Annotated in this window: 18 protein-coding genes and 4 tRNA genes; 12 read left to right on the forward strand and 10 right to left on the reverse strand. The window is 61.8% G+C overall.

The annotated features are described in order from the left end of the window. Positions 1-86 precede the first annotated feature (86 nt). Both AB5Y85_RS16105 and AB5Y85_RS16110 read left to right on the forward strand, forming a co-directional pair. Positions 87-1,493, forward strand: coding sequence for a D-arabinono-1,4-lactone oxidase (locus AB5Y85_RS16105; RefSeq protein ID WP_257686557.1), 1,407 nt, complete (start codon positions 87-89; stop codon positions 1,491-1,493). 9 nt (positions 1,494-1,502) lie between these two features. Continuing rightward, a complete protein-coding gene (locus AB5Y85_RS16110; RefSeq protein ID WP_040068949.1) occupies positions 1,503-2,630 on the forward strand; it encodes a GTP-binding protein in 1,128 nt (375 codons plus the stop codon). Here AB5Y85_RS16110 and AB5Y85_RS16115 read toward each other — a convergent pair. Further along, on the reverse strand, positions 2,615-5,722 hold the full coding sequence (locus tag AB5Y85_RS16115; protein WP_257686558.1) for an efflux RND transporter permease subunit: 3,108 nt from the start codon (positions 5,720-5,722) through the stop codon (positions 2,615-2,617). The genes AB5Y85_RS16110 and AB5Y85_RS16115 overlap by 16 nt on opposite strands. Then, on the reverse strand, positions 5,719-6,819 hold the full coding sequence (locus tag AB5Y85_RS16120) for an efflux RND transporter periplasmic adaptor subunit (RefSeq protein ID WP_257686559.1): 1,101 nt from the start codon (positions 6,817-6,819) through the stop codon (positions 5,719-5,721). Before AB5Y85_RS16120 ends, AB5Y85_RS16115 begins: the two co-directional genes overlap by 4 nt. Before the next feature lie 90 nt (positions 6,820-6,909). Between AB5Y85_RS16120 and AB5Y85_RS16125 the strand changes: the two genes are divergently transcribed. Together AB5Y85_RS16125 and mdtD are read left to right on the forward strand one after the other, a co-directional pair. Next, positions 6,910-7,518 carry a TetR/AcrR family transcriptional regulator gene (locus tag AB5Y85_RS16125; RefSeq protein WP_005355070.1) on the forward strand — a complete coding sequence of 203 codons (609 nt, stop codon included), beginning with the start codon at positions 6,910-6,912 and terminating at the stop codon, positions 7,516-7,518. A gap of 11 nt (positions 7,519-7,529) precedes the next feature. Continuing rightward, positions 7,530-8,945 carry a multidrug transporter subunit MdtD gene (gene mdtD, locus AB5Y85_RS16130; protein ID WP_150995450.1) on the forward strand — a complete coding sequence of 472 codons (1,416 nt, stop codon included), beginning with the start codon at positions 7,530-7,532 and terminating at the stop codon, positions 8,943-8,945. Here the strand turns inward: mdtD and AB5Y85_RS16135 are convergent. From AB5Y85_RS16135 to folB, 3 genes are all read right to left on the reverse strand, one after another. Beyond that, complete coding sequence (locus AB5Y85_RS16135) at positions 8,917-9,405, reverse strand: YbaK/EbsC family protein (RefSeq protein WP_005336108.1); 489 nt, start codon at positions 9,403-9,405, stop codon at positions 8,917-8,919. The genes mdtD and AB5Y85_RS16135 overlap by 29 nt on opposite strands. A gap of 126 nt (positions 9,406-9,531) precedes the next feature. Beyond that, on the reverse strand, positions 9,532-10,041 hold the full coding sequence (gene folK / locus AB5Y85_RS16140) for a 2-amino-4-hydroxy-6-hydroxymethyldihydropteridine diphosphokinase (RefSeq protein WP_005336107.1): 510 nt from the start codon (positions 10,039-10,041) through the stop codon (positions 9,532-9,534). Then, a complete protein-coding gene (gene folB, locus AB5Y85_RS16145; RefSeq protein ID WP_058058652.1) occupies positions 10,041-10,412 on the reverse strand; it encodes a dihydroneopterin aldolase in 372 nt (123 codons plus the stop codon). The genes folK and folB overlap by 1 nt, the downstream gene beginning before the upstream one ends. 157 nt (positions 10,413-10,569) lie before the next feature. Between folB and plsY the strand changes: the two genes are divergently transcribed. From plsY to AB5Y85_RS16180, 7 genes are all read left to right on the forward strand, one after another. After that, the gene (plsY, locus tag AB5Y85_RS16150; protein WP_257686560.1) at positions 10,570-11,232 is read left to right on the forward strand and encodes a glycerol-3-phosphate 1-O-acyltransferase PlsY; all 663 of its coding nucleotides are present in this window, start codon (positions 10,570-10,572) and stop codon (positions 11,230-11,232) included. Positions 11,233-11,279: 47 nt separating this feature from the next. Then, positions 11,280-11,355 (forward strand) — tRNA-Phe (locus AB5Y85_RS16155). A 52-nt stretch (positions 11,356-11,407) separates the two neighbouring features. Further along, a tRNA-Thr gene (locus tag AB5Y85_RS16160) sits at positions 11,408-11,483 on the forward strand. Positions 11,484-11,486: 3 nt separating this feature from the next. Then, positions 11,487-11,562: transfer RNA gene (locus AB5Y85_RS16165), tRNA-Phe, on the forward strand. A gap of 8 nt (positions 11,563-11,570) precedes the next feature. Next, positions 11,571-11,646: transfer RNA gene (locus tag AB5Y85_RS16170), tRNA-Asn, on the forward strand. Positions 11,647-11,751: 105 nt separating this feature from the next. Continuing rightward, positions 11,752-12,924, forward strand: coding sequence for a nucleoside recognition domain-containing protein (locus AB5Y85_RS16175; RefSeq protein WP_257686561.1), 1,173 nt, complete (start codon positions 11,752-11,754; stop codon positions 12,922-12,924). Between the two features lie 453 nt (positions 12,925-13,377). After that, positions 13,378-13,833 (forward strand): hypothetical protein, encoded by a 456-nt coding sequence (locus tag AB5Y85_RS16180; protein WP_257686562.1) that lies wholly within the window; start codon positions 13,378-13,380, stop codon positions 13,831-13,833. A gap of 75 nt (positions 13,834-13,908) precedes the next feature. On the opposite strand, the gene argH is transcribed toward AB5Y85_RS16180, so the two are convergent. From argH to argC, 5 genes are all read right to left on the reverse strand, one after another. Further along, positions 13,909-15,294: an argininosuccinate lyase gene (argH, locus tag AB5Y85_RS16185; protein WP_257686563.1), complete on the reverse strand. Its 1,386-nt coding sequence runs from the start codon at positions 15,292-15,294 to the stop codon at positions 13,909-13,911. Positions 15,295-15,708: 414 nt separating this feature from the next. Next, positions 15,709-16,944 (reverse strand): argininosuccinate synthase, encoded by a 1,236-nt coding sequence (locus tag AB5Y85_RS16190; RefSeq protein ID WP_033115910.1) that lies wholly within the window; start codon positions 16,942-16,944, stop codon positions 15,709-15,711. 68 nt (positions 16,945-17,012) lie between these two features. After that, positions 17,013-17,924, reverse strand: coding sequence for an ornithine carbamoyltransferase (locus AB5Y85_RS16195; RefSeq protein ID WP_257686564.1), 912 nt, complete (start codon positions 17,922-17,924; stop codon positions 17,013-17,015). Positions 17,925-17,949: 25 nt separating this feature from the next. Then, positions 17,950-18,729 (reverse strand): acetylglutamate kinase, encoded by a 780-nt coding sequence (gene argB / locus AB5Y85_RS16200; RefSeq protein WP_257686565.1) that lies wholly within the window; start codon positions 18,727-18,729, stop codon positions 17,950-17,952. A gap of 22 nt (positions 18,730-18,751) precedes the next feature. After that, positions 18,752-19,759: an N-acetyl-gamma-glutamyl-phosphate reductase gene (gene argC / locus AB5Y85_RS16205; protein ID WP_110304444.1), complete on the reverse strand. Its 1,008-nt coding sequence runs from the start codon at positions 19,757-19,759 to the stop codon at positions 18,752-18,754. A gap of 271 nt (positions 19,760-20,030) precedes the next feature. On the opposite strand from argC, the gene argE reads away from it, so the two are divergent. Further along, on the forward strand, positions 20,031-21,176 hold the full coding sequence (gene argE, locus AB5Y85_RS16210; RefSeq protein ID WP_139428318.1) for an acetylornithine deacetylase: 1,146 nt from the start codon (positions 20,031-20,033) through the stop codon (positions 21,174-21,176). The last annotated feature ends 66 nt before the right edge of the window (positions 21,177-21,242 follow it).

Here is a 21,242-nt window from a genome sequence, read left to right on the forward strand (position 1 = left end):
TGCAGGGGCTTGTTTTTCATGCCTTGCGGCTCGCTTTTCGGTAGAATCGGCGCTCATTTTGACGTCAGTAAAAGATGAGGCGCGGTATGACGGTTCAGTTCCAGGCATTTCACAGCATCAAGGCGATCGGTAATCGGGAGGTGCTGTTCAACTGGTCGAAAACCAATCCCCTCGGGGCGCTGGATCAGGTGTGGCGCCCGAAAAGCCGCGACGAGTTGCAAGCGCTGCTGCGGGAACACCCCGAGCGCAAGCTGCGCCTTATCGGCTCCGGCCTCTCTTTTGAGCCCATTCATAGCGTCTACGCCGAGGGCAGTCAGGCACTGCTGGTGGACTTGCACCACCTGCGCGGCCAGTTGGCGAAAACCGCCGATACCGTGACCTATCAGGCGGGGACGCCGCTCGATATCGTCTACGGCGATCTTATCGCCATGGAGCGGATGCTGCCGGCTTCCCCTGGGGTTATCGGCATCCAGACTCTGGGCGGCGCCCTCAGCACCGGCACCCACGGTCAGGGGCTGCATCAGTCAGCCCTGTGCGATGCGGTGGAGGCGATGACCGTGATGCTGGCCAATGGCGACATCATCCGGGTGGATCGCACCGACCCGCGCTTCGGCGCCTTCGTGATGGGGATGGGGATGCTCGGCATCCTGCTAGACGTCACCCTGCGTACCGTGCCCAACCGCATCATGCGTTGCACCAAGTTCACCACCGATTACCCCTTCCTCCTGGAGCACAACGAGCGGCTCAACCGCGAGCATGGCTTTGTGAAGAGCTGGTGGTTTGCCTGGACCGGCGAGAGCCACATCTGGCTGGTGGATCCCGCCTCCGATGAGGAGGTTGCCCGCTACCGGGCCGCGGGTAGCGAGCCGCTGCTGCTGGATGGTGATATCGACGCCCGCATGAACGCTGCTCTTAATGCCACTATCGACGCCACCATGCAGAAGATGGCCAAAGACACCAAGGATGAGGCGCTGGCCGGTGAGCACTTCGAGACGGTGCGCCGCTTCAAGGATGCCTCCGATCTGGTGGGCAACGTCTACCAGATCCTCTGCAAGGGGATCCCGGCGCCCCAAATCAACTGCGAGGTGGCGGTGCCGCTGCATCGCATGAACGAGGCTCTGGAGACCCTGCAGGCCTGGCAGCAGGCCAACCCGGGCGTGTTGCACTACCCCTTTATCCTGCGTTGCACCGGCCCTTCCGAGGCCTGGCTCAGCGCCGCCTATGGCCAGTCGGTCTGCTGGATCGGTTTTCTGGTCTATCTGGCGGCGGACGGCACCTTCGTCAACGGCTCCATGGAGCAGATGCGCGAGCTGCAGCAACTGCTGGTGCCGATTGGCGGCATCCCCCATTTTGGCAAGCATCTGGCGATGGATCTCTATGACTTCCCGGCCTTGCTGCCACGCTGGAGCGACTTTGTTGCGTTGAAAGCCGAGCTCGACCCCCACGGCCGCTTTGAGAACCGCTGGCTCAGCGACCTGTTTGCCAACCGGTAAGGATCTGACATGACCGATATGCAAGATACCCGTATCCCAGTGACCCTGCTGACCGGCTTTCTCGGCAGCGGCAAGACAACCTTGCTCAACCACTGGGTCAAGCAGCCGGAGCTTGGCGAGTGCGCCGTGCTGATCAACGAGTTCGGCTCGGTGGGGCTGGATCACCATCTGGTGCAACAGGTGGATGAGCAGGTGATGCTGCTCGACTCCGGCTGCATCTGCTGCTCGGTGCAGGGCTCTTTGGTGGAGGCGTTGCAGGGGCTGTTTATGAAGGCCATCCAGCGCAAAATTAAACCGTTCAAGCGGCTAATTATCGAGACCACCGGTCTGGCAGATCCTGCACCCGTGCTCTTTACCCTGCGCGAAGAGGGCTTTATTGCCCAGCGCTACCGCTTCGATGGCACCGTCACCGTGGTGGATGCCGGCCATATCGAGCAGCAGCTGGCGGCTCAATATGAAGCGGTGAAACAGGTGGCGCTGGCGGATCTGCTGGTGGTGAGCAAGGGGGACCTGGTGGATTGCGAGCAGCTGGCACGGGTCGAAGCCCAGCTGGCGGCACTCAATCCGGCGGCCCCGATCCAGCAGGTGACCAATGGCGAACTGTCGCCAGCAGTGCTGGAGAAGCTCGGCGCCTACAACGAAGCGGCGGGGCGCGATGTGCGCCAGCTGCTGGCTTGGCTGCGCACCGAATCCCCCAAGCAGGGGCTGGCGTCACCCATGCAGCCGAAGATGCAACCGTTCGCCGCCAAGGTGGGCACAGCTGCGCCCACCCACTTCGAGCACGGCAACATCGAGAGTTTCTCCCTGCGTATCGGTGAGCCGCTCAAGCCCTCTCGCCTGCTGGCCGCCATCGATGCGGTGCAGGCCCAATACGGCGATGCCCTGCTGCGGCTCAAGGGGATCTTGCAGTTGGAGGGAGAGAGCCAGCCGGTGGTGATCCACGGCGTCCACGGCCAGCTCTATCCGCTGCAGGCATTGGGTGACTGGCCGGAGGGCAAGGCCCAGTCCCGACTGGTGTTTATCGTGAAAAGTCAGGACAAGGCCGGTATCGAGCAGCTCTTTATGGCGACCCTCAAGGCCCCCGAGCCCACCCTGGAAGAGCGGCTCAAAGCCATGCTGGGTCAGCCCGACAACTGATCTTGCGCGTTGCAGCTCTCCTGTACAGGGTCAGGACGGCGGCGGTTGAACAACACAAACGCCACCGGCACAAAGTAGAACGAGAGCAGGGTCGCCAGCGCTGTGCCACCGGCGATGGCGATGGCAAAGGGGGGCCAGAAGCCGCCGCCCCCCAGCAATAGCGGGATGAAGCCGCCCACCGTGGTGATGGTGGTCGAGACGATGTGGCGGCTGCAACCGGCCACCAGGTCACGGATCTGCGGCAGATTGCCCTGTTGTGCCAGCGGGTCTGCCTTCAGCTCGGCCAGAATGACGATGGCGGCGTTGATGGCCAGCCCCATCAGTCCCAGCAGGGCGATGATCACCGTAAACCCGAAGGGGTACCCCAGCAGCCAGACCCACAGCAGCCCGAGCCCCGCCGACTGGAACGCCACCAGGGTGACGATGCCCGCCAGCCGGAACGAGTTGAAGCTTAGCACCAGCACGGCCACCAGCAGCACGGCGACCAGGCTGACATGGGCCATCAGATTGCCCACCGATTCATCCCGCTTGGCGGCTTCCCCGCCAAACTCCAGTCGATAGCCCGGCGGCAATGCCAGCGCCTTGGCGGCCAGCCTCTCTTTTACCTGCTCCAGCACGGTTTGCGGCAGTACGCCGACCGCCAGATAGGCCTCCAGCACATTGACCCGCTCACCATCCCGACGGCTGATCTCCCCCCAGCTTGGCAGCAGCTCGGGAGTGGCCAGCGCCCGCAAGGTAAGATTGGCTGCCCCTTGCTGGCCGGTGCCGGTGAGCGACAGCGGCACATTGAGCAGCGCATCCGGATCCTGACGCAAGGGCTCGGCCAGTCGCACCCGAACCGGGATTGACTCGGTGCCTTCCAGCACAGTGCCGCCCAACCTGCCATCCAGTGCACCCGCCAGCCGGGAGGCAACATCGGTCAGGCTCATGCCTGCCAGTCGGGCGGCCTCCTCATCGACCTGCAACCAGAGTTTGGGTGCCCCTGCCTGCAAGGTGGCGCGGGTCTGCACCACGGCCGGGGTATTGGCGAGCAGACTGCGCAGCTCCTCTCCCAGACGGTGTAGTTGTTCAAGGTCGGGGCCAAACAGCCGCAGCTCGACGGGGGCATTGAAAGGCGGCCCCTGTTCCAGCTTGCGCACCAGGATCTGCGCTTCGGGAAATTTTGCATCGAGCCGCTGCTGCAGTTGTGGAATGAGCCGCTCGGCAGCATCGGCATCCTGCAGAGTGATCATCCCCTGGGCGTAATCGGCCCGCCCCTGTTTTCTGGGCACCAGGTTGTAGTAGAAGCTGGGGGCGTTGTCGCCCACCACCCAATCCTGACGAACCAGCTCGGGGAGGCTGGCCAGCTCGGCGGAGATCCCCAGTGCCAGCTCGCGGGTGCGCGCCAGGCTCGCCTGTGGGGATAGGCTGGCCTCGATGTGGATCATGTCCCGGTCGGCAGGGGGAAAGAACTGTTCGGTGAGGCGGCCCGCCACCCAGAAACCGAGCAGGGGCAGCAGACTGACCAGCAGCAGGGTACGCCAGGGGTGAGCCAGCGCCATGGCGATGCTCTGCTGGAAACGGACGCTCACCCGGGGCAGGTGCAAGCCATCCTGATACCAGCGTCCCCCCTGATCACTGCCAATCCAGCGGGCTGCGAGGCCAGCCACCAGGGTGTGGGCGATGAGGTAGGAGCCCAGCAGCGAACAGATCACCGCCCAGGCGATGCCGCCGACAAACTCGCCCGCCGGGCCCGGCATCAGAATGATCGGCATAAAGGCGAGCATAGTGGTGAGGGTGGAGCCCAGCAGTGGTAGCCAGAGGTGGCCGATGGCTTCCAGTGCGGCGGCACTCATGGCCATGCCGTGGCGGCGCTGATACTGCACCCGATCCGCCATGACGATGGCGTTGTCCACCATGATCCCGAGCGCCACCACCAGACCGGTGACCGACATCTGGTGAATGGGCAGATTGATCAGGTTCATGCAGGCGAATGAGAACGCCACAGTAAGCGGCAGCGACAGGGCCACGATAATGGCGGCCTTGACTCCCAAGGTCACCAGCAGCACTGCCACTATGATGAGGAAGCCCTGCACAATGTTGATGAGCAGGGTGTCGAGCCGCTGATCGGTATAACGCTGCTGATCGAAGCTGGTGACGAGGCCTATATTATCCGGCAAGTCCTGTTGCAGCTGGGCCAGCATGGTATCGACCCGTGCCGACCAGAGGTCGATGCGGTGATCCTGTGCCATGCGCAGGCCGACCACCACGGCCCGTTCACCATTGGCAAAGGCCAGCTGACTCTCCGGCTGGTGCAGGGTACGTCTTACCTCGGCCAGATCGCCAAGGCGCAGGGTCTGGCCCTGCTCGCCGGTACGCAGCGGGATCTGGCGGATCCGCTCCAGGGTATCGAGGGCGCCACGGATCTCCACCTGAAAGCGATTGTGGCTGCCCTGCAGCTCCCCGGCGGCCACCTTGGCATCGGCACCACTCAGCGCCTGGGCAAGCTGTTCGCCACTCATGCCGCTGGCACTGAGGGCGAGGGGATCGAACCGCACCTCGATCTCCTCATGCGGTGCCCCGACCCGCTCGACGTATTCGGTACCCGGCAGCTGGCGAGCCCTGCGTTCCAGCTCGGCGCTGTAGCGGGCGAGGCGATCCAGCTGCGGCTGGCCCGGCCCGCGCCAGACCACATTGACCAGCCGGGTGAAGGGGTAGCCCTTCTCGTCATCCAGCTTGGGGGCACTGGCGCCGGCTGGCAGCACGGCGGCCAGATCTGCCAGCCGGTCACGGACTCTGGACCAGACGGGTTCGACATCGCTGACCTCATCCTTGAGCTCCAGATTGATGATGGAGAGGCCGGGGCGAGAGCTCGACTCGATCAGCTTGATCTCGCTCTGGGCCCGCAGCCGGTTCTCGATGGGCTCGCTCACCAGCGCTTCCACCCGCTCGGCGCTGGCCCCGGGGAAGTGGGTAACCACGCTGGCAAAGCGGCTGGTGAGCTGGGGATCTTCGGTTCTGGGCAGGGTCTGCAATGCCGCAAGGGCGGCCGTCAGCAGCAGCGCGACCGTCAGCAGCAGCAGGCGGCCATTCTCGATAAACGGGCGGATCATGACTGTGGCTCCGGATGGCCTGCCTGATGAGCCACGCTGGTTGTCAGGGTGACCTGCTGGCCCGGCACCAGTTTATGCAGGCCATCGGTCACCAGCTGTTCCTGTCCATTCAGGGCACCACTGATCCAGGCCCGCTCGCCATCTTGCTGCAGCAGGGTGACGTCCCGACTGACCACCCGGGGTGGCGTTTCGTCATTGAGCAGATAGAGGGTCCAGCTGCCGCGCAATCCCTGGGTCAGCGCGGTGAGCGGTACCTCGTAGGCGCGGGTGGGCTCGCGGGTCTGATGCAGCAGGGTGATCAGTTGTCCCTCTGCCAGCTGTTCACCGCCCCGGGTCAGCTGGAAGCGGGCGGTGCGGGTGTGTGTCTGCCCGTCCACTTGTACCCCCAGATTAAGCAGGCGCCCCTCCAGTGATTGCTCCCCGCTTTGCAGGGGGTAGTGTTGGCCGACGAGCAGGGTCTCGGCCTGTTTCACCGGCACGCCGATATCGGCCTCCCACTGGCCGCTGCGGGTCAGGGAGAAGAGAGGCTGGCCTGCGGCCACCACGGCCCCCAATGCCTGCTCGCGGCTGACTACGATCCCGTTGAAGGGGGCGCGCAGCTGTGATTTTTCCTGTGTGACCCGGTTGGCTTCGAGGGCGGCGGCCAGCTGGTTGGCGCTTGCCTCCAGCATGCGGACTTTGCCTTGCTGTTCATCCAGCGCCTGTCGGGAGCTGAACTGCTGCTGGCGCAGGGCGGTGAGTCGTTCGAGCGTCTGTCGGGCAAGGGTCAGCTCGGCCTCGTTCTGGGCTGCCCGGGCGGCCAGCTCTTTGGCTTCCACTGCCAGCAGCCGGGTGTCCAGTGTGGCGAGCAGCTCACCGGCCGCTACCGGCTCTCCGCGTCCCTTGTGCAGGGTGGCGATCCGCCCTGCCAGCTCGAAGCCTATCTGGCTGTGTTCGGCAGCGATCACCCGGCCATTGAAACGGTGCAGCACCGGGTAGTGATCGCTGGCTTGCAGCGGCTGGGCGATCACCCGGGTCAGGGCGGGTGTTTCTTCTGACTCTGTGACCGGGCTGCAGCCACTCAGTAACAGCGCCAGCAGGATTAAGCAAAGTGTCATGACATCATCCTCTGGTTGACATAACATCAAATCACACCGGTGAGTCTAGTTTTTCGAAACTAGACTGCCCAGTTTGATTGTGGAGGAAAAATGAACATTTCACCCCGTAGTCAGCAGAAGCGGGCTGCGATCCTCGATGCTGCAGGGCGGCTCTTCTGTCAGCACGGTCTGCATCTGGTCAGCATGGACATGGTGGCCAGTGAAGCGGGCGTCTCCAAGCAGACGGTCTACAGCCATTTTGCCAACAAGGAGTCGCTGTTTGCCGAGGCGGTGGGCAGCAAGTGCGTCAGCAGCGAGCTGATGCCGGAGGTATTGTTGCGTGGCAACAATGTGCGGGAGAGTCTGATTGCCTTTGGTCGCAGCTTTCGCAAGTTGATCCTGAGCGATGATGCCATCAATATCTTTCGCACCTGCATCAGCTGCAACGATGCCCAGCTGGCCACCCTTTTTTTCGAGGCGGGCCCGCTCTATGTGACCGAGATGCTGTCCAACTGGCTGGAGCAGCAGAAGCAGCAAGGCCTGCTGTGCCATCAAGACAGTGAACAGGCCGCCTTGCAGCTGTTGCTGATGTGGCAGGGCAAGGAGCGCATGCTCCGTGAGCTGGGTCTGCCGTTGACCCAGAGCGCTGCCGAGCAGGATGCCTGGACCCTGAGTTGTGTCGATCTCTTCCTGACCGCCGCTGCTCCCCCGCAAAAATAATGGAGGTGGCCATGAGCCACACAGTGACAGATGCCCAGCGCAAGTGGCTGCCCCTGCTGGCGGCGGTCGGTTTCTTTATGCAGGCTCTGGATGGAACCATCCTCAACACCGCCCTGCCCAGCATGGCCGAGACCTTGGGAGAGAGCCCGCTCCAGATGCAGTCGGTGATCATTGCCTACATGCTGACGGTGGCGTTGCTGATCCCGGCCTCCGGCTGGCTGGCAGACAGGTTCGGCACCCGCCGTATCTATCTGGCCGCCATCTCGCTCTTTACCCTCGGCTCGCTCGCCTGCGCCGCCTCCAATTCGCTCTCCATGCTGGTGGCCGCCCGTGTGCTTCAGGGGATTGGCGGTGCGCTGTTGATGCCGGTGGGGCGGTTGGCGGTGCTGCGTGTCTATGACAAGCACGAGCTGCTGCGGGTGATGTCGTTTGTCACCATCCCTGGGCTGCTCGGCCCGTTGATGGGGCCGGCGCTCGGTGGCTGGCTGGTGGAAGTGGCGAGCTGGCACTGGGTGTTCCTCATCAACCTGCCGGTGGGGCTGCTCGGCTTTATCGCCAGCTGGCACTTTATGCCGGAGCTGCGGCAGCAGACCGCCCGGTTCGACTGGCAGGGCTTTGTGATGTTCAGCGTCGGCATGGTGCTGGTGTCGGTCGGCTTGCAGGGGCTGGGGGAGCACAGCATCTCCACCGGTTGGGCGCTGTTTGCACTGATCTTCGGCTTGGCGGCGATGGCGAGCTACTGGCTCTATGCCGCCAATGCACCGCAGCCGCTCTTTAGCCTGAACCTGTTCAAGACCACCACCTTTGCCATCGGCATCTGGGGCAACCTGTTTGCCCGCCTCGGCAGCGGCGCCATGCCCTTCCTCACTCCGTTGTTTCTGCAGCTGGGGCTCGGTTTCTCCCCGAGCAAGGCGGGGATGACCATGATCCCCACCGTGATTGGCGCCATGCTGACCAAGACGCTGGTGAACAAGCTTATTCCGAAGGTGGGCTATCGCCGCATCCTGATCGGCAACACCCTGCTACTGGGGGCGATGATCGCCAGCTTCTACTTTATCGACAACCAGCTCCCTTACGGAGTCTTGCTGGGCTGGCTGGCGATCTTCGGCGCCATCAACTCGCTGCAGTTCTCCGCCATGAACACTCTCACGCTGCAAGATCTCAGCCCGACCCTGGCCAGCAGTGGCAACGGTCTGCTCTCGGTAGTGATGCAACTCTCCATGAGTTTGGGGGTGGCGATTGCCGCCAGCCTGCTCGGGCTCTTCTCGGCGGGCACCTCAGCGGGCACCTTAGTGGCCGAGGGGCAGTGGCTGGCCGGGTTCCACCTAACCTACCTCTGTGTCGGGTTGCTCTCCATGCTGGCGGCGCTGATCTTCGCCCAGCTGGCGCGCGATGGGGCTACGCCGTCGGCGCGGGCAGATAGCTGACCTCGCAGGGGAGCTGCGCCAGTACCTCGGCCAGATGCTCGGTCGCCAGCAGAAAGGTCTGCTCCGGGTGGCCCGGAGTCCAGGTGAAGGCGGTGTGGTTGAGCAGTTGCGGATCCACCAGTAGCGGAATATCGGCGCGGGGCAGGAAGGGGCAGACCGCCCCCGGCAGGCAGCCGATCTCCGCCTGCATCTCTTCGGCGGTGCAGATGGAGGGCTTGGCACCGAGTGCGGCCTTGACCGCCTTGTTGTCGAGCCTGCCGTCCCTGTGGGTCAGCAGCAGGGCGAAGCGGCCATCCTTGAACTTGAGAAACAGGGTCTTGCTGAACTCCGCCTGCCAGCCGAGGCGGGCCTTGACCTTTTCATCGGTGGCGTAGTCGAGGATGGGCTCGTGCTCGTAGCGCTGGTGGGGCAGTTCGGCCAGCAGCTGGCAGTTGAAATGGTGAATGGTATCGAGTGGCATGGGGTTCTCCTGTAGTGGGCGCTATCCTGCCAGCCTCGCAGGGTCAGGCCCAATGACACTTTCTTATCCGTGATAAGCAACCCTGTCTGTGCAAACAACAAGGGCGCCGTGAGGCGCCCTTGCGGATCAGTGATGCTGCAATTCGCACGCTTCCCAGTGAAAGGGAATGGGGCACAGCTGCTGGGAGGCCTTGTCATAGGCTTGCCACAGCTCGCCCATGGTGCGGCCATCGACGGGGTGGCGCAGTTTGGGTGCCAGCTCGGCCAGTGGCCACAGCACGAAGGCGTTGGTGAGCACTTCACCGCGCGGCAGCACCAGCGGGGTGTCGCAGACCAGATCGCCATAGAGCAGCAGATCGAGATCCAGGGTGCGCGGGGCGAACTTCTTGGCATCCGGCTCGCGGCCGTGGGCGAACTCCATGGCCCGCAGTCGCTGGCAGACGGTGGTCAGCGGCAGATCGGTCTCGGCAGCCGCCACCAGGTTGTAGAAGGGGCGGCCGTTGAAGCCGACCGCTTCGCTCTCGAATACCCGGGAGACCCGCAGCTCGCCAAATTCGGCGTGCAGGGCATCGAGTCCGGCACGGATATGGCGATCCCGCTCGATGTTGGAGCCCAGGCTGATATAGATGGTGGTCATCAGTTGCTGCTCGCGGCCGGCGTGCGATGGCGCAGGATCTCGACGCCGACCCCGGCGGCATTGGGCACGGCGCCCGGCTTGGTGAGGGTCACCTTGACCCACTGCACCCGCTCGTCGGCGAGCACCAGCATGGCAACCTGCTCGGCCATGGTCTCGACCAGCTCAACGACTTTGCCGGTGACATGGGCGCAAATCTTGTTGGAGAGGTCGGCATAATCCAGTGCCAGATTGATGTCGTCAGTTGCTGCTGCGGGGCGATTGTCGAACCCCATCTCGAGGTCAAAACGGAGCTTTTGGCGAATGCCCTTCTCCCACTCATATACACCTATGGTGGTCAAAACTTCGAGTCCGCGAATAAACACCTTGTCCATGACTGTACTTCTTCTTTACTCTTGATGGGCTGTGATGACAGCGCAGGGATGCTGGCCGGGCAACAGGCTTGCCGAGGCGCTCTGGGTGGGCATGGGCCCATGCCAGCGTATGTGGCCCGCATCATACCCCATTCATATCGTGGTAAAAACGACCAAGATGACGGCCCTGACGATTTTGATGATTATTCTGGCCTACCTGGGTGGTTCACTATCCAGTGCTGTGCTGGTCTCCCGCTTCACCGGTCTGCCCGACCCGCGGGATCATGGCTCCCACAATCCGGGTGCAACCAATGTGCTGCGCCTCGGTGGCCGGATGGCGGCGCTGGTGGTGCTGCTGCTCGATGTGCTCAAGGGCACTGTGCCTGTCTATCTCGCCTGGTATCTGCAGATCAAACCCGTCTACCTCGGCTTTATCGGGGTCGCCGCCTGTCTCGGCCATATGTACCCCATCTTCTTTCATTTTCGTGGTGGCAAAGGGGTGGCGACGGCGCTGGGGACCATGATGCCCATCGGCTTTACCATGGGGGGCGCCGTGATTGGCACCTGGCTGCTGGTGCTGCTGGTGAGCGGCTACTCCTCGCTGGCCTCCATCATTACCGTGCTGCTGACGCCGCTCTTTACCTACCTGCTCAAACCCGAATATACCCTGCCAGTCTCCCTGCTCTCCTGCCTCATCCTGATCCGCCATCACGAGAACATCTCCCGCCTGCTCAAGGGGGAGGAACCCAGAGTCTGGGGGCGAAAAGGCGCGGCCTGTGCTGAAGAAGTGGCAGAAATGGACGATGTTGCGCAAAAAAGAGACGAACGAGACAAAAAGTGAAATTTCCCGTTGACCATCCGCCTTAAAATCCGTTTAATAGCGCCCACGCCCAGATAGCTCAGTCGGTAGAGCAGGGGATTGAAAATCCCCGTGTCGGCGGTTCGATTCCGTCTCTGGGCACCAATTTTGGTGCCATGAAATAAAAAATTTGTTCATGCACAATTGTTTAAAGTGTGCCGGCTTAGCTCAGTAGGTAGAGCAACTGACTTGTAATCAGTAGGTCACCAGTTCGATTCCGGTAGCCGGCACCATTTGCCCAGATAGCTCAGTCGGTAGAGCAGGGGATTGAAAATCCCCGTGTCGGCGGTTCGATTCCGTCTCTGGGCACCAATTACAATTCCTCCTTAGTTCAGTCGGTAGAACGGCGGACTGTTAATCCGTATGTCACTGGTTCAAGTCCAGTAGGAGGAGCCAATTAAAAAAGCCCTTGTCGCAAGACAAGGGCTTTTTTCTATTTGGCGCAGCCATTTTTTAACCATAAAAACAACCACACACGCACAGATGAACCGCAGGATAGATATGGAAAATCATGTAGTTATAGAGTCAAAGGGGCGACTTGCCGCCATTCGGAACTGGATGGAACCCGTGCTGGTGCTGCTTATTCTCGGCAGCCTGTTCGGTTACCTCGGCAGCCAGATGGGCCTCTCGGCCATGGTCAACACCCTGTTCAATACCGCCCACCAGCTGCTGCTCAATACCGTGCTCTTTATCATGGGGATCACAGTGCTCTCCGGTGCCCTGAGCCAGCTCTTGAGCGAGTTCGGGGTGATCCGCCTGCTGGAGGTTCTGCTGGCTCCGCTGATGAAGCCGGTGTTTCGTCTGCCTGGCCGCACCGCGCTGGCTGCCCTGATGACTTTCTTCTCCGACAACCCGGCGGTGATCAGCCTCGCCAAGGACAGCCGCTTTCGCAAAGGCTTCACCCCTTGGCAGCTGGTGTCGCTCACCAACTTCGGCACCGCCTTCGGCATGGGGTTGATCGTGGTGACCTTTATGGCCACCTTGCAGCTGCCGAGCGGTGAATCCACGGCCAGTGCGGCGCTGATCGGGTTGCTGGGTGCTCTGGTAGGCTCGGTGGTCTCTACCCGACTGATGCAACGGATGATCCGCCCCTTGGTGGGGGAAGTGCTGAACGATGACGCTGTATCGTCCGATGGCCGCAAGGTAGGGGTGACCAAAGAGGCGGCTCCCGGCTGGCTGCGGATCCTCAACTCTCTGCTCGATGGCGGCAAATCCGGTGTGGAGCTGGGGATGGCGGTGATCCCGGGTGTGCTGATCATCAGCACCTTCGTGATGTTGCTCACCTTTGGCCCGGGCGACAAGGGCTATACCGGCGAAGCGTTTCAGGGGGTAGCCCTGCTGCCGGTGCTGGCCGCCAAGGTGAGTTGGCTGTTTGACCTGCTGTTTGGCTTCCAGCAGCCGGAGCTGGTCGCTTTCCCGGCTACCTCGCTCGGTGCGGTCGGTGCCGCCATGTCGCTGGTGCCCCCTTTTATCGCCAAGGGGTGGATCACCGGTAACGAGGTCGCGGTGTTTACCGCCATGGGGATGTGCTGGAGTGGCTTCCTGAGCACCCACACCGCCATGCTCGATGCCCTCGGCTATCGCCACCTCACCTCCCGCGCCATCGTTGCCCACACCATCGGCGGCCTGTGCGCCGGTGCGGCCGCTCACCAGCTCTATCTACTGCTGGGCTGAGTCGGGTTCAGACACGGAAACAAAAAGAGGCTCTTTGGAGCCTCTTTTCATTTCTATTGGTCACGCCTTGTGGGCGGATCACCGCTCGATTAGTAAGCCCGCAGGTCGTTATTCGGTGCCCGAGCGCTGCGGTGCTTTTGTCAGGTTTTACTCTGTTGGTGCCATCAGCAGCGCAAGTGGCTAAAAGAGTTGGCGATCCGGGTGTGAAAGGAAGGGGGCGCGGCTCGGGTGGGCGACAAAACACTTTGCCACCACATTGCCACTACCGCCCGTGGCGGCAGCTACTGGCCGCCTGACTCCCCTTTGCGCTCGGCTATCTCCTGAGTGCTGGTTGAATAAATAGATCAGCCATTCAAGGGATTAGCCGGTGCAGTGCGTTTTATCGCCGTTCTGGCCCCGCTTATGCTCATCTCTTGGCAACACCATCAAGGGTCGTTGTCGCGGAGAGTTATCATGATCAGCAACCTGCTTCCCCTTGCCTCTATCGCCCTCAAGCTGGGCAGTCAGCTGCTCGGCAGCAGTGCCAAACCTGAGCCTGTGCAGCAAACAGTGCAGGAAGATCGCTTCGCCCCGACCGTCCAGAGCTTGTTCCAGCGGCTGGGGGTCAAGGATGCCGATAGCGAACAGAACCGCTCGGCCATCAACCACTTTATGGGTGAGCTGATGCAGACTCTGGGGCAGGAAAATAGCGGTCAGTCACTCCCAGCCGCCATCGATAGCGCCCGTAACCAGCTGGCGAGCGGCATCCAGAGTACCCGCCTCGATGCCCTGCAAAGCGAGCTCGATACCCTCAAGGATTCCCTCGGTGCCAGCCATCTCAACCTCGACCAGCTGCTCGGTGCCTTTAAACAGACCCTGCCTAATGGCAAGGGGGAAGGGGTTGGCAAACTGCTCAATGCTAGCGCCTGAACCGCGGTGAGCAATAAAAAACGGCAACCTGAGGTTGCCGTTTTGCTTTCTAGTTCGAATGACAAGCAGGTTGGTTTAACCCGTCCGTTTTGCCAGCCAGGTTTCGGCGGCAGTGAGGGCCGCTTCTACCTGCTCCCGTGCAACGCCGCCTTTGGCGACCCGTTTGGCGAGGGTCGCTTCCAGTTCCAGATTGGGGTAGACGTCGAACTCGATCACCGGGCTGAAGCGCTGGAACTCGCCGATGGAGAGCTCCTCCAGCGGTTTGCCCACGCTGATGGCAAAGACCACGGTTTCGCCGACGATATGGTGCGCTTCACGGAACGGAATCCCTTTGGCCACCAGATAGTCTGCCAGCTCGGTAGCGTTGGCATAGCCGCCCTGCGCCGCCGCCATGGTGCGCTCGCCGTTTACCTTCAAGTCGATCAGCACCAGCGCCGCCATATCGAGGCAGTCGTGCCAGGTGTCGAGGGCATCGAACAGCCCCTCCTTGTCTTCCTGCATGTCTTTGTTGTAGGCCAGCGGCAGCGCCTTGAGGCTCATCAGCATGCCCATCTGGGCGCCGACCACCCGGCCGGTCTTGCCACGAATAAGCTCCAGCGCATCCGGGTTCTTCTTCTGCGGCATCAGCGACGAGCCGGAGGTCACCGCGTCGGAGAGCTCGACAAAGCCCGCCTCACCGGTGTTGTAGAAGATAAGGTCTTCGGCAAAGCGCGACAGGTGGGTCATGGAGAGGGACGCCACATGCATCAGTTCCACTACGTGATCCCGATCGGAGACCGAATCCAGACTGTTGCGGGTGGCGCCGGCAAAGCCCATGTCGAGCGCCAGCGCTTCGCGGTCGATAGCATAGGCGGTGCCCGCCAGCGCGCCGCAGCCGAGCGGGCTGGTGTCGAGGCGTTTGAGGGCATCCTGCAGGCGGGAGTAGTCCCGCTCCAGCATCTCCACATAGGCCAGCGCCCAGTGAGCGAAGGTGACCGGTTGGGCCCGCTGCAGGTGGGTGTAACCGGGCAGCACGGCGGTCTGATTGGCGCGAGCGGAGGCGACCAGCCCCTGCTGCAGGGCGGTGATGGAGCCGAGCAGCAGCTCGCCCTGCGCCTTGCACCAGAGTTTCAGGTCGGTGGCGACCTGATCGTTGCGCGAGCGGCCGGTGTGCAACTTCTTGCCAAGATCGCCGACGGCGGCGATGAGCTGGCTCTCGACCCAGGAGTGGATATCTTCGGCGTCCGAACTCAGGATCTGTTGGGGATCCTGCTGCACCGAGGCGAGCAGCACCTCCATCGCCTGTTGCAGTTTGCCCTGCTCATCGGCGGTCAAGACGCCCACTTTCACCAGCGCTTTGGCCCAAGCCATGGAGCCCTGAATATCCTGCTCCGCCAAGCGGTAATCGAACCGCAGCGAATCGTTGAACTGCTTGAACCGGCTATCGGCTCCCTGACTGAAGCGTCCACCCCAAAGTGCCATACTGCTCTCCTTGAATGCGTTGTCGGTAGGCGTTTACGCCTGCCGTACTCGCGCGGCCTCTTGGCCTGCGCGCAGAAATCTTGCCCTGTATTTTCCTGAATAACAGTGCGGTGGTGATGAGTGCTGTTGCCGTTGAACACGTCAAATCCAGCAACTGCGAATCGGTTCCCTCTCCCTCTGGGAGAGGGCTAGGGTGAGGGTAATTCCCCCCTCATCCCCGCCCCTTCTCCCGCAAGGGGAGAAGGGAGAAAATACGTCAGCATCATATTCACACAGCCCCTGTTATCTCACAGAAGCGGCCGGGACGCTGCCGCTCTTGTCACACCCGCTGATGATGGGTCAGGGGCTATGCCCTCTGCCTGTAGAAGAGGGGGCCATGCCCCCTCAACGGAATCAACGGGTTATCGCGCTTGCTTAGCCGTGGGTGTGATCGCCACCGATAGCCTGATGCTGTTCCTTCATGGCGCGGATCCGGCTGGCCAGGGTGTAGAGACGGATAAAGCCTTCGGCATGGCTCTGGTCATACACTTCATCGGCGCCGAAGGTGGCGAAGTCTTCGGAGTAGAGGCTGTTCGGCGACTTCTTCTGCACCGCAGTGACCTGACCCTTGTACATCTTCAGCACCACTTCACCGTCGAGATCTTCGGCGATGGCGTTGGCAGAGGCGAGGATCGCCTTGCACAGCGGGGTGAACCAGCGACCGTCATAGACCAGATGGGAGAACTCGGCACCCAGCTTCTCCCGCCAGGCGCGGGTCGGGCGATCCAGTACCAGCTCTTCCACGGCGCGCAGCGCGGCGACCATCACGGTACCGCCCGGGGTTTCGTAGCAGCCGCGGGACTTCATGCCCACCATCCGGTTTTCGGTGATGTCGATGCGGCCCACGCCGTGCTTGCCGGCACGCTCGTTCAGGGTCATCAGGATCTGGTGCGGGCTGAGCGGCTGGTCATCCACGGCCACCACTTCACCCTGCGCCACGGTCAGCTTGACGTACTCCGGCTGATCCGGGGCCTGCTCGGCCGGTACGGTCCACTGCCATACCGCTTCGGACGGCTCGTTCCAGGTGCTCTCCAGCTCGCCACCCTCGGTGGAGATGTGCCAAGCGTTGGCGTCGCGGCTGTAGATCTTCTTCAGGGTTGCCTTGCAGGGGATGTTGCGGGTCTCCAGATAGGAGAGCAGATCTTCCCGGGAGCGCATGTCCCAGATCCGCCACGGGGCGATCACTTTCAGCTGGGGCGCCAGCGCGGCGACCGCGCCTTCGAAACGCACCTGATCGTTACCCTTGCCGGTGCAACCGTGGGAGATGGCATCGGCCCCTTCCGCCAGCGCCGCTTCCACCATTGCCTTGGCGATCACCGGACGGGCCATGGAGGTGCCCAGCAGATAGGTGCCTTCATAGACGGCGCCGGTCTTCAGGGTCGGGTAGACGTACTCTTTGACGAACTCTTCCCGCAGATCCTTGATGATGCACTTGGTGGCGCCGGAGGCGATCGCCTTCTGCTCGATCCCTTCCAGATCGTCGCGCTCCTGACCGACGTCGGCCACGAAGGCGATGATTTCGGCGTCATAGTGCTCTTTCAGCCAGGGAATGATGGCCGAGGTATCCAGTCCACCCGAGTAAGCCAGTACGATCTTGTTGATTCCGCTCATGTTACTTCTCTCCGTGATGATTCGATGATGATTCAATAAAAGGGTCGTGATTCAGGTTGATTGCCGCGTTACTTGCCGCAGAGAAGGGTCAGCAACACGGCGTTCTGGATATGCATCCGGTTTTCGGCTTCGTCCATGATGAGGGAGGCGGGGCCATCCATCACCTGCGAGGTGATCTCCAGCTCCCGGTGCGCCGGTTGGCAGTGCAGCACATGCTGGATGCCGGTGCGGTCGAGCAGGGCCTGGTTGATCTGGTAAGGCATAAAGAGGTCTTTGACCTGCTCCATCGGGGTGTTGTCACCCATGGAGACCCAAGTATCTGTGTAGGCCACGTCGAACCCTTCGATATCTGCCACGTCATCGCTGATGTGGATGGTTGCCCCCGACTTGGCCGCCAGTGCCTGCGCCTGCAGGAAGATCTGGGTATCCGGGCCGTGGCCTTTCGGGCAGATCAGGGTGACGTCGGTGCCCAGAGTCGCCCCCAGCAGCAGCAGAGAGTGGCTGACGTTGTTGCCATCACCGAGGTAGGCAAGCTTCACCTTCGACAGGTCGTCATAGTGCTCGGCAATGGTCATAAAGTCGGCCAGCCCCTGACAGGGGTGGTAGAGGTTGCACAGGCTGTTCACCACCGGCACTGTGCCGTGCTCTGCCAGCTCAACCAGAGTCTGGTGATCGAACACCCGGGCGACAATGGCATCACACCAGCGCGACAGGTTGGCGGCGAAATCCTTCACCGACTCCCGCTTGCCCAGCGCGCCGTTTTGCTGATCCAGATAGACGCTGTGGCCGCCCAATTTGGCGATGCCGATGTCGAAGGTGACCCGGGTGCGCAGGGAGGGTTTCTCGAACAGGGTGACCACGCTCTTGCCTGCCAGCGCCTGGCTGTACTTCTTCGGGTCGGCCTTCACGGCCTTGCCCAGCGCAATCAGCGCTTCAATCTGGGCTTTGTTCAGATCACTGTCTTTCAGAAGATGTTGCATCGGATATTCCTTGTTCCGGTGGAGATCAAATGGCTACCTGGGTGCCGACCGCGCCGCCAGCCAGCAGCTTGAGCAGCTGATCCGGGTAACGCCAGCTGGCGACACAGACCGGCTTGCCGAGGGTCTGGGCGGCGTGCAGGGCCGCTTCTACCTTGACCGCCATGCCATCGCGAATCACCCCTTTCTCCATCAAATCCAGTGCGGTCAGCTTGTCGAGCTGGGGCACCAGCTTGCCCTTGCCATCGAGGATGCCGCTCACGTCGGAGAGCATCACCAGATCGGCACCGAGCGCCTCGGCGATGGCGGTGGCCGCCTGATCCGCGTTGACGTTCATCAGCTGCCCCTCGGTGGTGATGCCGATGGAGCTCACTACCGGCAGGAAGCCCTGACCGAGGATGCCTGCTACCAGCGCCGGGTTGCCCGGCTTGCACTCGCCGACTGCACCGAGATCCGGGTCGAGCTGGGTCACCTGACACAGGCCGCCATCCGCCAGGCAGAGCCCCACCGCCGGAATGCCGGTGGCGATCGCCTTGGCCATCATTTGCTTGTTGGCCGTCCCGGCCAGCGCCCCGGCAATGAAGGGGATCTGCTCGAACGGGGTCACCCGCAAGCCATTCTTCTTGGTTGAGGTGAGACCCAGCCCCTTGAGCAGGTCATCCACCAGACAGCCACCGCCGTGTACCAGCACCAGGGGTCTGTGCTGATCGTCGAGAAAGGTTTTGAGGGTGGCGAACAGGGCGGTCAGCGCCTCGTCGTTCTCGATAAGGGCGCCGCCCAGCTTGATTACCAACGTCTGTTTGTCCATGTTCGAGATCCTTCCTAAGTCCTTAAATCAGGCCGGTGGCCGGTTCAAAACCAAATTTGATATTTATGCACTGCATGGCTTGCGAGGCGGCGCCCTTGAGCAGGTTGTCGATGGCAGAGACCACCACCAGCATGTTGCCCTGCTGTTGCCAGGCGATGTCGCAGTAAGGGGTGTTTGCCACACCGCGAATGGATGGCATCTGGCCGGTGAGGCGCACCAGTGGCTTGCCTTCGTAAGCCTTGAGAAAGGCCTGATCCACCTGGGTGGGGGTGACGCCGTCCGCCAGTTGCACATAGATGGTGGCCAGAATGCCACGCACATAGTTGCCAAGGTGGGGCTGGAACAGCACCTCCTTGCCGAGGTGGTGGCTGATCTCCGGCTGGTGTCTGTGATTGAAGGTGCCGTAGGGATTGAGGCTCACTTCGCAGAAGCTGGTGTTGATGGCCGCCTTGCGACCGGCACCGGAAACCCCGGAGACGGCGTTGATGATGGGCTGCCACCCCTTGGCAATCAGGCCATCCTGCTGCAGCGGCTTGAGAGCACAGAGGGAGGCGGTCGGGTAACAACCCGGCACCGCAATCAGCTGGGCGGTAGCGATGGCATCGGCATTCCACTCCGCCAGACCATAGACGGCCTGATCCAGCCACTGTTCGCTGTCGTGGGTGAAGCCGTAGAAGCTGTCGTAAAAGCCCTGATCCTTGACCCGGAAGGCGCCGGAGAGATCGAACACCGGCAGCCCCTTGGCGAGAAACTTGGGCGCCAGCTCAGCGCTCACCTCGTGGGCGGTGGCCAGCAGCACCAGATCGGCCTGGGTCAGGATCCGGGTCATGCCGTCGTCGTCCAGCGGCAGCAGCGGCTGATCGAGGGCACCGACCCACTGGGGATGCAGGGAAGAGAAGCGCTTGTGGGCATCCTGACTGCCAGCGGAGACATAGAGGCCGAACAGCTTGAGTTGTGGGTGGTTCTGTACCAGTGCGGCCAGTTCGGCTCCCGCGTAGCCACTGGCACCGACGATAACGGTGTTAAGCATGTTGAATATTCCAAGTCAGAGTTCGAGATTCACAGCATGGCGCTGCAGTGCACAAGGGTGTTCGAGCGCCCCTTTGCACAAGTGCGGAGGGGCAATTCAGGCGGGTGTGTGTCGTCGGTTATAGATCAGGTGACAGAACATTAACTTTCCCTTACAACTAGAAGCCTTTGTTGATGAGCCAGATATTCAGGTAAAATTACAGAATATTCATGCACTCACTTTGCATTTGTATTTTCTAACAGAAACATTCCGGGGACGCAAGGAGGAGCTGATGGCCAATCTGGATTTTTTTTCACTTTATAAGAATATTATTGCGATTCCCTCTATCAGCAGCACGGATCCCAAGTGGGATCAGAGCAACGAGGCGGTGATCCGGCTGCTGGCCGACTGGTTCGGTCAGCTCGGTTTTCAGTGTGAGGTGACGGCACTCCCCGATCTGCCGGGCAAGTTCAATCTGGTGGCGACGATCGGTCAGGGGGAGGGTGGTCTGCTGCTGGCGGGTCACACCGATACGGTGCCGTTCGATGAGGGGGGCTGGAGCAAGGATCCCTTCAAGGTGACCGAAGAGGGCAACCGCCTCTATGGCCTCGGCACCATCGATATGAAGGGCTTCTTCGCCTTTATCGTCGAGGCGCTCAAAGAGATTGACCTCACCAAGCTGACCAAGCCCCTGCGCATCCTCGCCACTGCCGATGAAGAGACCACCATGGCGGGAGCCCGCGCCATCGCTGCGGCAGCCGAACTCAAACCCGACTACGCGGTGATTGGCGAGCCGACCGGGCTGGTGCCTGTGGTGGCCCACAAGGGGCATATGTCTGAGGCGATCCGCATCACCGGCAAGAGCGGTCACAGCTCGGATCCCGCCAACGGCGTCAACGCCATGGAGATCATGCACAAGGCGATGGGGCAGGTGCTGCGCTTGCAGCAGGATCTGAAAGATCGCTACGCCGACCACCGCTTTGCCGTGCCGCAGCCGACCCTGAACCTCGGTTACATTCAGGGTGGTGACAGCCCGAACCGCATCTGCGGCTGCTGCGAGCTGCATATCGATCTGCGACCCACTCCGCAGGTGGGGCCAGACGAGTTGATGGGGATGCTCAAAGAGGCGCTCTCTCCCATCGAGATTCACCAGCCTGGTTGCCTGCATCTGCAACACCTGCATGAGCCCATTCCCGCCTACGCCTGCGCCGACGACTCTGTGCTGGTGCGCGAAGCTGAGAAGGCGAGCGGCCGCACGGCCGAGTCGGTCAACTACTGCACCGAGGCCCCTTTTATCCAGCAGCTTGGCTGCGAGACCATAGTGATGGGCCCCGGTCATATCACCCAGGCGCACCAGCCGGATGAGTATCTCGACCTCTCCTTCGTCAAGCCGACCACCTCGGTGTTGCAGCACCTGATCAGACGTTTTTGCCTGTAGCGGCGGCGGTGAAAGGGGCGTAAAAACTGTAAGTAAGTTACATAACAAGCCGGTTGTGGAGTGGTG

The organism is Aeromonas sp. R3-1 (genome assembly GCF_040908345.1).
GTDB classification, from domain to species: domain Bacteria; phylum Pseudomonadota; class Gammaproteobacteria; order Enterobacterales; family Aeromonadaceae; genus Aeromonas; species Aeromonas veronii.

Coding starts and splice junctions, on each gene's coding strand:
- AB5Y85_RS16105 (WP_257686557.1), top strand. CDS start 87: ATGACGGTTCAGTTCCAGGCATTTCACAGCATCAAGGCGATCGGTAAT.
- AB5Y85_RS16110 (WP_040068949.1), top strand. CDS start 1,503: ATGACCGATATGCAAGATACCCGTATCCCAGTGACCCTGCTGACCGGC.
- AB5Y85_RS16115 (WP_257686558.1), bottom strand. CDS start 5,722: ATGATCCGCCCGTTTATCGAGAATGGCCGCCTGCTGCTGCTGACGGTC.
- AB5Y85_RS16120 (WP_257686559.1), bottom strand. CDS start 6,819: ATGACACTTTGCTTAATCCTGCTGGCGCTGTTACTGAGTGGCTGCAGC.
- AB5Y85_RS16125 (WP_005355070.1), top strand. CDS start 6,910: ATGAACATTTCACCCCGTAGTCAGCAGAAGCGGGCTGCGATCCTCGAT.
- mdtD (WP_150995450.1), top strand. CDS start 7,530: ATGAGCCACACAGTGACAGATGCCCAGCGCAAGTGGCTGCCCCTGCTG.
- AB5Y85_RS16135 (WP_005336108.1), bottom strand. CDS start 9,405: ATGCCACTCGATACCATTCACCATTTCAACTGCCAGCTGCTGGCCGAA.
- folK (WP_005336107.1), bottom strand. CDS start 10,041: ATGACCACCATCTATATCAGCCTGGGCTCCAACATCGAGCGGGATCGC.
- folB (WP_058058652.1), bottom strand. CDS start 10,412: ATGGACAAGGTGTTTATTCGCGGACTCGAAGTTTTGACCACCATAGGT.
- plsY (WP_257686560.1), top strand. CDS start 10,570: ATGACGGCCCTGACGATTTTGATGATTATTCTGGCCTACCTGGGTGGT.
- AB5Y85_RS16175 (WP_257686561.1), top strand. CDS start 11,752: ATGGAAAATCATGTAGTTATAGAGTCAAAGGGGCGACTTGCCGCCATT.
- AB5Y85_RS16180 (WP_257686562.1), top strand. CDS start 13,378: ATGATCAGCAACCTGCTTCCCCTTGCCTCTATCGCCCTCAAGCTGGGC.
- argH (WP_257686563.1), bottom strand. CDS start 15,294: ATGGCACTTTGGGGTGGACGCTTCAGTCAGGGAGCCGATAGCCGGTTC.
- AB5Y85_RS16190 (WP_033115910.1), bottom strand. CDS start 16,944: ATGAGCGGAATCAACAAGATCGTACTGGCTTACTCGGGTGGACTGGAT.
- AB5Y85_RS16195 (WP_257686564.1), bottom strand. CDS start 17,924: ATGCAACATCTTCTGAAAGACAGTGATCTGAACAAAGCCCAGATTGAA.
- argB (WP_257686565.1), bottom strand. CDS start 18,729: ATGGACAAACAGACGTTGGTAATCAAGCTGGGCGGCGCCCTTATCGAG.
- argC (WP_110304444.1), bottom strand. CDS start 19,759: ATGCTTAACACCGTTATCGTCGGTGCCAGTGGCTACGCGGGAGCCGAA.
- argE (WP_139428318.1), top strand. CDS start 20,031: ATGGCCAATCTGGATTTTTTTTCACTTTATAAGAATATTATTGCGATT.